This is a genomic window from Prosthecobacter algae (genome assembly GCF_039542385.1).
GTDB lineage: Bacteria > Verrucomicrobiota > Verrucomicrobiia > Verrucomicrobiales > Verrucomicrobiaceae > Prosthecobacter > Prosthecobacter algae.
The window spans coordinates 709,111-723,388 of sequence record NZ_BAABIA010000002.1 but is presented as its reverse complement, the minus strand read 5'-3'; the positions used below and the strand labels follow the sequence as shown (position 1 = coordinate 723,388).

The following is a 14,278-nucleotide window of genomic DNA, read 5'->3' as shown; positions in this document are numbered from 1 at the left end:
GTCTTCACTCTTCATGAAAGACCTTCAAAGCATCTCGGCGATGTGGCTCAAAGGAGTCCTATTCCTTCTCATCGGCATGATGTCAGGCGGGATTCTGCTGATTGATCATGGGAGCTTGCGCATGGCCTTGCTGCTGGGGCTGTGCGTGTGGGGCTTTTGCCGGGCGTATTACTTCGCTTTTTATGTGATCGAGCGCTGGGTGGATCCAGGGTACAAATTCAGTGGGCTGGGCCACTTTTTAACCTATGTGTGGAAGCGGCGAAGAAAGTGAGACACGGAAGGCTTGAAGTTTTGGCGAGATCCTGCGTAGAAGTCTGCCATGTCCCGACTTTCCAGCCTTCTCAGCCTCGCCCTTCTCGCCGCAACCGCTTTTGCTCACGCGGCAGAGCCCGCCAAGGTTCGTCTATGGCCCGAAGGGGCACCGGGGGCCAAGGGGCAGGAGGATAAGGACCAGCCGTTTGTGTACGTCTGGCCTGCGGCGAAGGAAAAGGCGAATGGTGCGGCCTTTGTGGTCTGCCCTGGGGGGGGCTACGGAGGCTTGGCAGCGGATCACGAGGGCAAGCAGGTGGCCAAGTGGTTCAATGGCATCGGCGTCTCGGCCTTCGTGTTGCACTATCGGTTAGGCAGCCAGGGTTATCATTACCCCACCCAGCTCATGGATGTGCAGCGCGCCATCCGCCATGTGCGGGCGAATGCGAAGGAATACGGCATTGACCCGAACCGCATCGGCATCATCGGTTTTTCCGCCGGTGGGCATCTCAGTTCCATGGCCGCGACGCTCTTTGATGAAAAGCCTGAGGGCATGACGAATGATGCCGTGGACCAAGTGAGCGCCCGCCCCGATGTGGCTGCTCCGACGTATGCGGTGATCTCCATGATCGACGACTTTGCCCACTCCGGTTCGCGCAAAAATCTGCTCGGGCCTAACAACACGGATGAAATGGCGCGCAAGGTGAGCACCAACTTGCAGGTGACGCCGAAGACCCCGGCGACTTTCCTTTTCCAAACGGATGAGGACACCGTGGTGCCTGCTGAAAATGCTGTGAGCTTTTACCTCGCCTGCCGCAAAAACGGCGTGCCTGCGGAGCTACACAGCTACCGCCCCGGTCCCCATGGCGTGGGCCTTTTCCTGGGAGACCCCGTGCTGGGCACCTGGAGCGGTCACCTGCGTGACTGGCTGCGCAATCAGGGTTTCCTCAGCCCAAAACCGAAGGCGGCCGTGAGTGGCAAGCTGAAGGTGAACGGCACGCCCGTGAGCTGGGGCAGCATCGTTTTTACTTCGGATGATCCTTCCGCGCCTGTGGCCTGTGCACGGGTGATGCATGGCAACTTCAAGCTGGATGAGAAAACCGGCCCGGTGGTGGGCAAGGTGAAGCTGCGCGTGAGCTACAGTGCTGCCGATGTGGCGGGCCTGAATACCCCCGACGGCACTGCGGCAACGCATGAGCAAAAGCCCGGCAGTGGTGACTGGGTGCTGGAGATCCAGCCCGGTGACAATAAGCTGGAATTGAATGTGGAGCGATAGCGTTCGTAGCTTTGGGGGCTTGTCGCACGCCAATTGTCATAGATGTCTTCTGAGCTTAATGTTTAGCCAGAGAAGGTCTCGAAGAGCTTTTGCAGCTTAGTATCAGTTCAATAATTTGCATTTTGCTTACGCATTATTGCGAGGTTATTTTTGCTAAGATTGTCACATCTTTGGCAATTGCGGGTATAGAACGGGCATATGACCCGTTCATTAACCGATAAGTTGTTAAAATCCGTCTTTTTTCTGTTACTCATGGCGGGGGCGCTGCATGGGCAGGTGCCCACCTTTGTTGTTAGCAATGGCAATAATAGTGGTGCTGGCTCGCTACGTCAGGCGATCGCTGATGCGAACGTTGCGGGTGGTAATCCCACCATCACCTTTGATGCCGCAGCATTCGCCACACCTCAGGTCATCACGTTGGCCTCCAGCTTATCGGTGACCACTTCCATGACCGTTCAGGGGCCTGGCGCTGGCTTGGTGACGATTTCCGGCAACAACTCAGTCCGTGTTTGGGTGGTGAGCGGAGGAGCTTCCTTCACGCTGCGGGATGTGACGGTGAGCAATGGTTCCGACACTGGTGGAGCGGGCCTGTTGATCGGTTCGACCTGTAATCTTACGCTCTTCCAGTGTGTGATTTCCAACAACGTCAGTAGTGCCACGGGTGGTGGAATTTTGCATCAGGGCGGTGGAGGGACAATAACGATCGATAGATCGTCGTTCATTGCCAATGCCACGAGTAGCTCGACTGGCGGTGCCGGGATTGAATCAGCCGCCGTGACCAACAGGATCTCGAACACGACTTTCAGCGGCCAGCTCGCCGATACATCCGGGGCTTGCTATCGCAATTCCGGTGCAGGCGTCGCCAGTTTTTTCACGAACTGCACCTTCTCAGGCAATACCGCCGCAGCCACTGGTGGTGGTGCTATCCGGATTCAAACGGGTATCGGGAATCTTCTGGTGCTGAACCATTGTACGATCACCAATAACCGGGCCGTTACCGGGACAGGCGGGGGAATCAGTGTGGCCTCGGGTGTTCCTTTGCTTCTGAACAACTGCTTGGTGGCTGATAACTACATTGGTGGTTTTCCTAGCACGACCCGTTCTGATGTTAACGGCCCGATCCTTGAGGCGAGCTCCAACAACCTGATTGGCTCAGATAGCGATATCACAGGCATTTCGAATGGGACGAATGGGAACATCCTTGGAACCGCTGGTGTTCCTGTGGACCCACTCGTCGGCGTGCTCAGTGACAATGGAGGGCCCACACAGACTCATGCTTTGTTGCAGGGCAGCCCAGCGATCAATGTCGGCGCGACCCCATCAGAGACCCAGAGCGTGTTTTTGAGCAACAACTCAGGGGGCACCTTCACGCTGACGTTTAATGGCCAGACCACTTCTTCGTTGTCTGGCACCTCCACAGCAGCGGTCGTCCAGGCTGCACTTGAAGCTCTCCCCGCCGTGGGCCTTGGCAACGTTGTGGTGCAACGAATCGGTACACGCTATGTGGTCACTTTCACCGGTATTCTGGCGGCTGCCAACCAGCCTGAGCTGATTAGCAACACCGTAGGCGGACTCACGGTCACGGTTTCAACCTTCGCGGAAGGGGAACTGCCCGCCTTTGATCAGCGCGGCAGCGGCTTTTTACGTGCTGTAGGTGTTGTGGACATCGGTGCCCTGGAAGTAGAACGCGGGTTCAACATCCTTGCGAATACAGTAACTGCCGATGAGGGCACGGGCGGTACGAGCACCGCCTTCAACTTCACCGTGAGCCGCATAGGCTCCACGGTGGGAGCGACCACGGTGGACTACACCGTCATCGGCTCCGGCGTGAATCCGGCCAATGCGGCTGACTTTGGTGGCACTTTCCCCAGCGGCACAGTCACGATTGCGGATGGGCAAATCTCGGCCCCAGTCACGGTGATCAATGTCAGTCACGACTCCCTCGTGGAAAACAACGAAACCTTTGAAGTGGTCCTCAGCAATCCGGCTGCGCTTTACACCATCGCCACTGGCACGGCGACCTCCACCATCACCAATGACGACACGGCGACCGTCAGCATCGCAAAGATCAATGACGGCGGCGAACTGGCTGTGCCGCAAGATGGTCTCTTGCGTGTCACCCAGTCCGTGGTCAGCGCCAGCGACACCGTCCTCAGCTACAGCGTGACTGGCACGGCGACTCCCAGTACGGATTACACCGCTCTTTCCGGCAGCGTCACCATTCTGGCTGGTCAGCTCACGGCAGACATCGTGGTGGATGTGCTCAACGATGCGAATCCCTCAGAAGTTCTTGAAACGGTGATCGTCACTCTCACCGCCGTGACAGGTGGCAGCCCAGGGGTGGCCCTCGGTTCGCCGACCTCCGCCACGGTGGACATTGCGGCAGAAGCGAGTTCCGGATCGGTGACGGTGCCAGTCAGTTCGTTGCTCGGAGATACGGTGACGGGTAATGGCGCTCCAGGAACGGATGGCACAACCAACATTGGCAACTTCGACATTCTTCGTCGCGGGGGCTTCTTTGCGGAAAACGGTGATCTGGTTTTCCCTGGCTCTCTGCAGGTGGGCACGGGGTTGCCGGCAGTGACTTTGAACAATTCCCAGGGCATCTGGAAGCGCACCGGCAGCGGCTTGAGCCTGATAGCCCGCACGGGCACGGTGGTGCCAGACATTGTAGGGACCGTTTTTGACTATCTGCCTATCGTCCCTGCCATCACAGATGCGGGGGAGATCACCATCCTGGCCAGCCTGCGCATTGGCGTCGGCGGTGTGACTGTGAACGACGACACGGGCATCTGGAGTGAAGTCGGAGGCGGCGGGCTTAGCCTCGTCCTTCGTGAAGGAGATGCGGTTCCAGGTCTGGCGGGCGTCCTGGTGGGCCGTCTGGCCACAGGGGCTTATGCCACGGCTACCACGGGTGCGACGACGGGCGAAACAGCCTTCTCCGTTACCTTCAAAGGAGCCAGCACGGATACCGCCATCCTTCGCGCTAGCATCAGTGGCGCTGCGGTCTCCGTTCAGGTGGTGGCCCGCGAAAACAGCCCGGCTCCTGGCACCGCCCTGCAGTTTGGCAACATCGCCGGCAGCTATTCAGACCCTGCTCGCATGGATGCTACAGGGAACCTGGTCTTTGCCGCACTGACAAAGCCTGGCAACAAGGAAGGCCTTTGGTACCAGCCAGTCGGCGGCAGTTTGGCGAAGGTGCTGAGGGCCGATGACATCGCCCCTGGTACCGGTGGAGCTACCTTCAGCAGGATCCAGCGCCCTTCCATCGGCAGCAATGGCCGCATCGCCTTCCGCGCGATGCTGAATGCGAATGGCGACAACAGCGCCAGCCTCCGCAATGACGGTATCTGGTTCGGCGATGCGGCCAATCCGGCCAGCTTCACCTGCATCCTCCGTCGCGGCGATACGAATGCCACGGTGACGGGCCTCACGGCGACACAGAAAGTTGGCAACGTCTGGGGCGGCTGGCTGAGCAATGGCAACCGCGGGGCCTGGAAGGGCTGGGTGGACATGGATGGCAATGGCACCAGTGCCGCGCCTACGGACGTCCACGGTATCTATGCCAACACTTCAGGCACGATGGAGCTGATCGTCAAAGTAGGCGATGCAGCTCCGGGTGTCGCGGGTGCGACTTTCACTGGTTTTGACTTGCCACTCGTCGGCGGTCAGGAGCAGGCGGCATTCCTGGGGATCATCACCGGTCCGGGGGTCACCAGTGCGAATAACCAGGGCCTTTGGTGCGAAGGTGCCAATGGTGGCGGGCTGTCCCTGGTGCTGCGCTCTGGAGATGTCATCACCACCACCCAGGGAGCCAAGACGATTCAGGCGATTGACTTCCCAGGCTCAGGCCAGACGGATCGCCGCTGGGAACAGCCAGTGATGGACAGCAATGGCCGCATCCTGATGAACGTCATCTTCACCGATGGCAGTAGCAGCCAGCTAATCTCGCCTTGATAAGCTGAATTGATGAGTGAGCGCGTTCTGCACCTGGTGTGGGGCGCGCTTTTTTTCTCCCTGGAAGTCTGTGAATGCGGGTGTCTGAAAGGCTTTCGTCACAGGGACTAACAGAAAGTTTCGAAGCGTGTCTCAGAGGTTCAGCAGTTTCAGCGCCCAGGCAATGAGGATCGGGGCGGTGGCCAAGCTGACAATGGTGGTGGCCAGCACGCACTGTACGGCGGTGGGCGCGTGGCCGCCGTAGTGGCGGGCGATCATGATGCTGAACACCGCACTGGGCATGGCCCCCTGAACGATGAGGATGCGTTTGAGCTGAAGCTCCAGCGGCAGGTACATGGCAGCCGCAAGGAAGGCCAGGGGGATGATCGCCAGCCTAAGCACTGGGGCCATGACGGCGATGGACCAGCGCATGCGCTCCTGCCCCCAGATGTCCGCAATGGAGGCCCCAATGATCATGACCGCCAGTGGCACGGCACAGGCCCCCATCATGCCTAGGGTGAGATGCACCACCTCTGGAATGTAACCATGCAGGCCGCTGAAGTTCAGCAGCAACGCGAGCAAAATGGTGATCACGGGCGGGTTCAGCGCCAGTTTCCATGGGGCCTTGTCCAGACCGGTGAGCAGGCCAACACAGGCGGTCCAGCAGGCCAGTTCCACGCCTAACGTAAAGGTAAACATAACGCCCAGCGTGCCCTTCTCAGGAAACAGGGCGGTGACGATGGGGATGGCCACAAAACCATAGTTCTGTAGACCGCAGGACACCGCAAAGGTGCGGCGGCCCTCATGCAGCTTCAAGCCGATGAGGGGGGCGACAAAATAAGAAATCGCGAGGCCCAATACGACAAGGCCAAAACCCAGGCTGGCGGCCACGATGACCGGGCCGGGTTTCATCACCGCCTCATTCCCCACCACCCGTTCCAGGATGAGGCACGGCGTGAGGATGGTGATGGCAAGCCGCATCAGCCCGGCATCCGCTTCTTGAGGAAGGATGCGCAGCTTTCTCGCCGCCGCGCCCGTGGCCATCGTGAGGTACACGGGCAGAACGACGGTGAGGATGCTGGCAAAGTCGAGCATGGGGGGAGGCGCGAAGGTGCCCTGCGGCATCGGGTTTACTCAGCCGCGGGGGTATCCAGGCGTGGGAAGAGCGGCACAGGCGTGCCGAGCTGGTGACCCTCCTTCAGCATGCCCCACTTCAGGTCGCTGAACTGGAAGCCTTCCGGCATCTGCCAGCCGATCTGGGCGCGGGCAGCAGCCATGGCATCGGGCATGATGGGGTTCAGCAGGACGCTCACATGCACCCAGGCCTCAGCCAAATGATACAGCACACTGTCCAGGCGGGCCGCATTCGCGGGATCCTTGGCCAGGGAGAAGGGCTTGGTGCTGTCCACATACGCATTCGCGGCGGAGACGATCTTCCATGCGGCGGCGATGCCGTCGTCCATGACCCAGCCTTCCATCTGCTTGACGTATTCCGGTGTGGCCTGCTCCACCACTTGGCGCAGCGCGGCATTCTCCGCATCGTCATAGCTGCCTGGGGACAGCACGCCGTTGCGGTATTTCTGCGCCATGTTGATGCTGCGGTTCAGCAAGTTGCCCAGGCCGCCGGCGAGCTCCTTGTTGTACGACATGATGATGCGCTCATCGCTGAAGTCGCTGTCATAGCCGGTGGAGATGTCGCGCATCAGGTAGTAGCGCAGACCATCCGGCGTGAAGGTGCCCGCGAGCACATTCGGGTCAATGACATTGCCCAGGCTCTTGCTCATCTTGGATCCCTTCACATTCCACCAGCCGTGGACGATGAGGCGCGGGATCTGCTCATCGCTGAAACCGAGGGCGTGCAGCATGATCGGCCAGTAAACGGCGTGAGCCGGAACCAGGATGTCCTTGCCGATGACGTGGGCTTCCGAAGGCCACAGCGTGCTGAAATCCGGCAGGCCCTGGTTGCCACACTCGTCCGCCATGTAACCGGCGAAGCTGATGTAGTTGGTCAGGGCATCGAACCAGACGTAGTTCACAAAACGCTCGTCGAAGGGCAGGGGGATACCCCAGCTCAGGCGCTCGATGGGGCGGCTGATGCAGAGATCCTGCGGAGTGCCCTCCAGGGCGTTCAGCACATCGTTGGCGCGGTGCGCAGGGAAGATGAAATCTGGATGGCTCTTGATGTAGCCTTTCAGCCACTCCACGTGCTCACTGAGGCGGAAGTACCAGTTCTCCTCTTCCAGCTCCTGCACTTCGCCCCACTCCTCGCCGAATTTGCCATCGGGGCCGCGTTCCTTGTCGGTCAGGAACTGCTCCTGACGCAGGCTGTAAAAACCGGTATAACCTTGTTTGTAGAGTTGGCCGCAGTCGTGCAGCTTTTGTAGCATGGCCTGCACCACACGCTTGTGTACGGGATCCGTGGTGGCGGCCCAGCCGTCATAGCGCACGTTCAGTTTGTCCCAGAGGGCCGTGAAATGCTGAGTAACTCCATCCACGAAATCCTGAGGGGAAAGTCCGGCTTTTTCGGCGCTCTTTTGCACCTTCTGGCCGTGCTGGTCCACCCCGGTGAGGAAATACACCTCGCGGCCGTTTTGCCGCTGAAAGCGGGCCATGACATCCGCCAGCACCTTTTCATAAGCATGGCCGATGTGCGGCGGTGCGTTGGTGTAATCAATGGCGGTGGTGATGTAGTAAGGCTTCACGGTCGGAAAAAAGAGAATCTCAGTGTTAAGCCCAGACATCTCTGAGGGCAAGCGAGGGTGTGAGGCCTGAACCGATCTTCCTGTCACACGCAGTTCGCGTGAAATCGTAAACCCCTTGCACTCCGTCGCACAGCCCCTACCATCGCGGCCCCCTTTTTTCTTTATTCAATGGAACAACCTCTCCCTGGACAACGCTGGGTCAGCGATAGCGAACCTGAACTCGGACTCGGTGTGGTGATGAAGGCCGAATTCGGCCGGGTGGAGATCTTTTTCCCGGCTGCAGGCGGGCATCGCCAGTACGCCATCAAGACCGCCCCTCTCCGCCGTGTACACTTCATGGCCGGTGACACCATCAAAACCCACGACGGCAAAACGCTGGAAGTGGAGTCCGTGGAAGACCGCAAGGGCATGCTCTTTTACATCGGCACCGACCGTGAAGTGAGCGAGGCCGAACTTTCTGATACCATCAGCTTTAGCAAGCCTGAGGATCGTCTCATGGCTGGGCAGATCGACGAGCTGCGAAATTTCGACCTGCGCATCGAGGCCCTGAAACGCCGGGCGGCCATGCGCCAGTCCACCGTTCGCGGTTTCTGCGGGGGCCGTGTGGACCTGTTGCCGCACCAGATGTACATCGCCAATGAAGTGGCCAGCCGTTTGGTGCCACGCGTGCTGCTGGCAGATGAAGTGGGCCTGGGCAAGACGATCGAGGCCAGCCTCATCCTGCATCGCCTGCATCTTACAGGACGGGCCGAGCGCATCCTCATCCTGGTGCCTGAGCCGCTGGTGCATCAGTGGTTTGTCGAGCTCTACCGTCGCTTCCACCTGACCTTTTCCATTTACGACGAAGATCGCTGCGACGTGCTGGAGACCGAGGAAGAAGGCATCAACCCCTTCCTGGAAAGCCAGCTCATCCTTTGCAGTACCAGCTTCTTGGCCAATTCCGAAAGCCGGGCCGCTCAGGCCGCCGAGGCGGGCTGGGACCTGCTGGTGGTGGATGAAGCGCATCACCTGGAATGGAGTGCGCAGGAGGTCAGCCCTTCCTACTCGCTGGTGGAAAATCTCACCTCGAAGATCCCTGGACTCCTGCTCCTCACCGCGACGCCGCAGCAGCTCGGACCTGAAGGGCACTTCGCCCGCCTGCGTTTGCTCGACTCAAATCGTTATGCGGACCTGGAGCAGTTCCTCGCCGAGTCCGGTCACTACGAAGAAGTGGCCAAGGCCATGGATCGTCTGGCCTCGGGCAAAAACCTCACGGCAGCGGATGAAAAACTTTTTGTTAGGAAGTCGCCGCACCTGAAAGAGCAACTCACCGCCCTAAAAAAAGGCGCTGAAGATGCCCGCGAAAAACTGATCTCTTCCCTGCTCGATGAATTCGGCACGGGCCGCGTCATGTTCCGCAACACCCGCGCCGCTCTCACCGGTTTCCCTGAGCGTGAGGCCAAACTGGTGCCGCTGGCAGGTGGGGACGAGCCTTTGGAAGCCAAGGTCAAATGGCTGGCCAAGCTGCTGAAGGAACTGGGCGAAGAAAAAGTCCTGCTGATCTGCCGCACACGCAAGTTGGCCGAGCAGGTGCATGAAAAGCTGCTGCATGAGATCAACGTCAATGCCGCCCTCTTCCATGAAGGTCTCACGCTGATGCAGCGCGACCGCCAGGCCGCCTACTTTGCCGAGGAAGATGGGGCCCGCATCCTGCTGTGCTCGGAGATCGGCAGTGAGGGGCGCAACTTCCAGTTCGCGCATCACCTTGTGCTTTTTGACCTGCCGGAAGATCCAGAATTGCTGGAGCAGCGCATCGGCCGTCTGGACCGCATCGGACAGACCACGACCATCCACATTCACGTGCCTTACATCAAGGCCAGTGGGGAGGAAGTGCTGGCCCGCTGGTATCATGAGGGGCTGAACGCCTTCGAGAAAAACCTGCATGGCGCGACGGAGATCGTCGAGTCCCTGCGCGAAGAACTGGCCCCGCTGCTGGCCTCCATGAAGGCGGCTCCGCTGAAGGCCTTCATCAAAAAATCCCAGGAACAGCGCAAGCTGGTGACCGCGAAACTGGAAAAAGGTCATGACCGCCTGCTGGAGCTGAACTCCTGCAAACCGGAGCGTGCCGAGGCCGTTATCGAAGCCATTCGCGCCCAAGATGCGGACACTGAGTTTGAAGAGTTCTTCATCCGTCTTGTGGACCACTTCGGTCTGCATGTGGAGGAGCATGGCAACCGCAGCTACGTGCTGATGCCGGCCCACCTCACCACCGACAAATTTCCTGCCCTGCCGGATGAAGGTCTCCTGGCCAGCTTTGACCGCACCCGCGCTCTGTCCCGTGAAAACATGGCCTTCCTCACCCAGGATCACCCCATGGTCCGTGGTGCGTTGGATCTTTTGTTAGGCAGTGAAAGTGGCAACAGCAGCTTCGGCCTCTGGCGCAGCGCTGGTAGCGAAGGCCTGATTTTGGAGACTCATTTCGTCGTCGAATGCATCGCCCCCACGGCTCTGCATGTGGACCGTTTTCTGTCTGCCGTGCCCATCCGCATCGTGGTGGATCATACCAACAAAGACCGGGGTGACGACGCGGGCTACATGCACGCGAAGATCGAAAAAGGCAGCCCCACGCGCCTGCTGGAAAACGCCGGCATCAAACGCAAAATCTTCCCTGCCATGCTGGGCAAGTCCCGCAAGCTGGCCGAAGCCGAAATGGCCAAGCTCATTGCCGAGGCGACCGTGACGATGAAGGCTCAACTCCAGGCGGAAGTCGATCGCCTGGAAGACCTGCGCCAGATCAACGACCACGTGCGTCCTGAGGAAATCGAAGCCGCAAAGACCCAGATGACCGCCCTGGAGGAAGCCATCGCCTCCGCCCGCCCCCGTCTGGATTCGCTTCGGCTGGTGCTGCAGAGTACGTGAGAAGAGCTTTGATCCGACCTTTGGGTTAGGCTAGAGTTCTTCCATGACCTCCATCGAAATTGAAGCAACTTTTGCTCTAGGGCATCGGTTGCCACCGCCGGTCGTTGATATATGTGCTTTCTTGGATGTGCAGGGCTATCCGATCAGTGGATGTTTTGAACTTTCTAAAATCGGTGTCGAGTCTTTGAAAGGCTGGTTTCGAAAGGACCCGCTTGCTTATCAATCATTCCTCCCTTTTGGCCGAGGGGCTTGTGGCGATGTTTATGCGTTGTGGCTGACGGAAGGATTGTCTCCCGATGCAGCCCCTGTTGTGATGTTTGGTTCAGAGGGGGCCTTGGTTGTTATAGCCACAGATGCCAAGGAGTTTTGCCGTCTCCTCTGTCTGGGTTATTCGGAAATTGGTCTGGATGATCCGGCTTCATGCCCGGCTGCTTTCGATGAAACTGAGCCGTTTCGCCGTTTTATGCAGGCTCGCTACGGGTTCCAACTTCCCGCTACAGCCGAGTCTATAATGTCCGCCGCCGCAGGGCGGTTTCCAGCTTTCAAGGACTGGGTTTTGGAAAGGCAAGATTGAGGTGTTCTTCTTTGAATTGCATCTCTGGATTACTTTGTGGAGGTTTTCAGCGTCTCCACCAGGATCGTGCGGATATGTTTCCGTTCGGATTCACCGAGGTAGTCGTAGCGCTCGCTGGTGTCTTCGCCTTTTAAGATCGCTTCCAGCCGGGTCAGTACGGCCTGTTTTAAATGGGGCTGCATCTGGGTGAAGGTGCGGCTGTGGATCATGTAGCTGCAGCGGTATTTGAACAGGCGATTGAGGAGCTGAAAGTCCTTCAAACTGCGGCCATCGGCGCTACGTGGAGCCTCTTGAGCAAAGGCGGCCTGGAAGGCTTCGTCGCCTTCGATGCCACCTTCAGGCAGTTCGGCTTCATCTTTGAAAAGCAGGGCATCCAGCACGTCTTCGGCGCTGTGGCTAATAATGCGCTGCGCCGTGCCGACCGGCTGCGGCTGCACGGGTTCGCCTAACTCCTTTTGCAATGAGTGCTGCATGTGCAGGGCGCGGAGCGCCGTGTGGTGAGCCTTGGTCAGCACGTTTTGCGTGGCGGTCTGGTGCTCCAGGACCATGAGGGCGACGATGTCGCTGCTGGCTCGGGGGTAAGGTCGCGTATCGAAAAAGTTGGTTAGGCTGGTGATGTTGGCCCCCTGCTCCTGGGGCATGTCGCAGGTGTTGTCTGCATTTTCAGTGGCGATGACATTGCCACGATGGAGGGCGCTGCCATGTTTGCCCGTGACGTACCAGCCGCCCCAGCGGTTGCTGAAAGGCGTGGTGCTATCCACCACAGTGCTGCCCTGGCTGAGGATAGGGTGGCCGCTGGCACTGGGGAAAACGGAGCGTACCAGGACCCCCGGCACTCCGGGTGTGAAGGGACCGCCGTGGCAGCTCATGCAGCTTTGGTCACGGTGAAATTGCAGCGGCTTTTCCGGCTCGGTCTCGGGTTCCAGCAGATAAAAAATGGGACCTAGGTGAGGATCCACCGCCGCCACCTCGATGGAGCCGCCGAGGGTGTAGCCCACGTAAGCCTCTTCACCGAAATAGATGACGCGAGGGGTCTGCGGCGTGATACGGTCGTTCTGCTTGCTGGTCTTGGAGAACACCAGCACCTGGGATTCCTCGGGGATATGAAAATGCTTCAGCAGATCCCGCAGCAGCGTCCAGGTATCCGTGCGGTTCACCTGGGCCTTGCCTACTTGCATGCGGCGCAGGAGATCCTGCACCACGTCTTTTGGCTGGGTGGCGGAGTAGCGGATGGGCGGCAATTCATACTCCTCCTCGGCCACGGCCAGGAGCGGCAGCAAGGTGAGGAGCAAAAGGAGGCGCATGATAGGAAGTGGACGGTCTTTTAAATAGGCTTTTAAAATACTTATTAAACCAACGCTCCCACGTCGTGGCTTCTTCACGCTGAATTGTCCGTGCCTTAGCCTGCATTGCCCCTCATAAGGCAGCCCGGAGGATATCAAGGAGCTCGTCATGCGTCAGAGGCACCGGATTGCCCTTCATGCTGCTGGCCTTGGCGGCCTGCGTGGCGATGTCGTCCAGGTGGCTTTCAGTGATGCCATGGCTGCCCAGGCTGGGGATGCCGAGGCGCTGGGCCAAACCCTGAAGATAGTCGGTCGCTTGGTCAGGCGTGGCGGCCTCATCCTTCAGGAGTAGCCGAGCGACGGTTTCAAACCGGGCACGTGCAGCAGGGTGCGCCCCCTTTTGAATCACCGCCCAGTTCGCTGCCCAAACCGGGGGCAGCAGGGCCGCACAGACCGCCCCATGGGCTGCCTTGAAACTGCCACCGATAGGCGCGGCAAACCCGTGAACGGCCCCCAGTCCCGCATTGGCCAAGGCCATGCCACTGTAAAGAGCGGCCAGCGCCAAGTCCTCTCGCGCCTCCAGATCATCGCCATGGGCCACGGCTTTTTCCAGGGAGCGCACCGCCCGGCGCATGCCATCCACACAGAGGGCATCCGTCAGCGGCTGGGCCTTGCAGGAGACGTAGGCCTCCAGGCATTGAGTGAGGGCATCCATGCCACTGGCGGCTGTGACAGCGGGCGGGCAATCGCGGGCCAACTCAGGATCCACCAGGGCCAAAGTGGGCAGCATGGAGGCATGGCGCAGGCTGGCCTTCACCCCATGCTCGGCACTGACGAGGACGGCATTGCGGGTGACCTCGGCCCCCGTGCCTGCGGTCGTCGGCACCGCAATGTAGGGCAGGGGTTTTCCCTCCAGGGGCAGACCCTTGCCCACCACCTCCAGATAATGCAGCAGATCATGCGGCTGCCGGGCCAGGGCCGCGATGGCTTTCCCAGCATCCACCGCGCTGCCGCCGCCCAGGCCGATGACCACCTCCGCCCCGCAGCTCAGGGCGCTGGCAGCTCCACGGCGTGCATCGTCTACCGTTGGCTCCGTGGCGATGGGGAAAATGGTGACCTGTAGCCCCGCCGTCTCCAATTGCGTGAGCAGCGGCAAATGGCGCTGTGGATCGCATCCCGTAACGACGAGGACTTTTTTACCGAAAGCGAGAGCCTGTGCAGGCAATTGCGCAGCCGTTCCCCGGCCAAAGAGGATCCGCGTGGCGGTGGCGAATTCGAAGGTCATGAGCGCATTGTTTACGTGGACTCTAGGGACTGCAATCAGGGAAGTCTTGGTCATTCGAGAGCCGAATCTTTCACC

At 59.5% G+C, this 14,278-nt stretch carries 9 protein-coding genes; 5 read left to right on the top strand and 4 right to left on the bottom strand.

What is annotated here, in order from left to right; translation table 11 throughout:
• Window positions 1–13: 13 nt before the first annotated feature.
• The 3 genes from ABEB25_RS06315 to ABEB25_RS06305 all read left to right on the top strand — a co-directional run bounded on the left by ABEB25_RS06315 (window position 14) and on the right by ABEB25_RS06305 (window position 5,482).
• Window positions 14–271 carry a hypothetical protein gene (locus ABEB25_RS06315; protein ID WP_345735538.1) on the top strand — a complete coding sequence of 86 codons (258 nt, stop codon included), beginning with the start codon at window positions 14–16 and terminating at the stop codon, window positions 269–271.
• 48 nt (window positions 272–319) lie between these two features.
• Entirely contained in the window at window positions 320–1,525 is a 1,206-nt protein-coding gene (locus ABEB25_RS06310) for an alpha/beta hydrolase (RefSeq protein ID WP_345735537.1), read from the top strand.
• 198 nt (window positions 1,526–1,723) lie between these two features.
• The gene (locus ABEB25_RS06305; protein ID WP_345735536.1) at window positions 1,724–5,482 is read left to right on the top strand and encodes a beta strand repeat-containing protein; all 3,759 of its coding nucleotides are present in this window, start codon (window positions 1,724–1,726) and stop codon (window positions 5,480–5,482) included.
• Window positions 5,483–5,614: 132 nt separating this feature from the next.
• Here the strand turns inward: ABEB25_RS06305 and ABEB25_RS06300 are convergent, their stop codons facing one another.
• Both ABEB25_RS06300 and metG read right to left on the bottom strand, forming a co-directional pair.
• The gene (locus ABEB25_RS06300; RefSeq protein ID WP_345735535.1) at window positions 5,615–6,556 is read right to left on the bottom strand and encodes an AEC family transporter; all 942 of its coding nucleotides are present in this window, start codon (window positions 6,554–6,556) and stop codon (window positions 5,615–5,617) included.
• Between the two features lie 35 nt (window positions 6,557–6,591).
• A complete protein-coding gene (metG, locus tag ABEB25_RS06295) occupies window positions 6,592–8,163 on the bottom strand; it encodes a methionine--tRNA ligase (RefSeq protein WP_345735534.1) in 1,572 nt (523 codons plus the stop codon).
• A gap of 168 nt (window positions 8,164–8,331) precedes the next feature.
• On the opposite strand from metG, the gene ABEB25_RS06290 reads away from it, so the two are divergent.
• Together ABEB25_RS06290 and ABEB25_RS06285 are read left to right on the top strand one after the other, a co-directional pair.
• On the top strand, window positions 8,332–11,061 hold the full coding sequence (locus tag ABEB25_RS06290) for a helicase-related protein (protein ID WP_345735533.1): 2,730 nt from the start codon (window positions 8,332–8,334) through the stop codon (window positions 11,059–11,061).
• A gap of 43 nt (window positions 11,062–11,104) precedes the next feature.
• Window positions 11,105–11,635, top strand: a complete 531-nt coding sequence (locus ABEB25_RS06285; RefSeq protein WP_345735532.1) for a hypothetical protein — start codon at window positions 11,105–11,107, stop codon at window positions 11,633–11,635.
• 29 nt (window positions 11,636–11,664) lie between these two features.
• Here ABEB25_RS06285 and ABEB25_RS06280 read toward each other — a convergent pair whose 3' ends face one another.
• Together ABEB25_RS06280 and ABEB25_RS06275 are read right to left on the bottom strand one after the other, a co-directional pair.
• A complete protein-coding gene (locus ABEB25_RS06280; RefSeq protein ID WP_345735531.1) occupies window positions 11,665–12,939 on the bottom strand; it encodes a hypothetical protein in 1,275 nt (424 codons plus the stop codon).
• Between the two features lie 112 nt (window positions 12,940–13,051).
• The gene (locus ABEB25_RS06275) at window positions 13,052–14,203 is read right to left on the bottom strand and encodes an iron-containing alcohol dehydrogenase (protein ID WP_345735530.1); all 1,152 of its coding nucleotides are present in this window, start codon (window positions 14,201–14,203) and stop codon (window positions 13,052–13,054) included.
• Window positions 14,204–14,278: the final 75 nt, after the last annotated feature.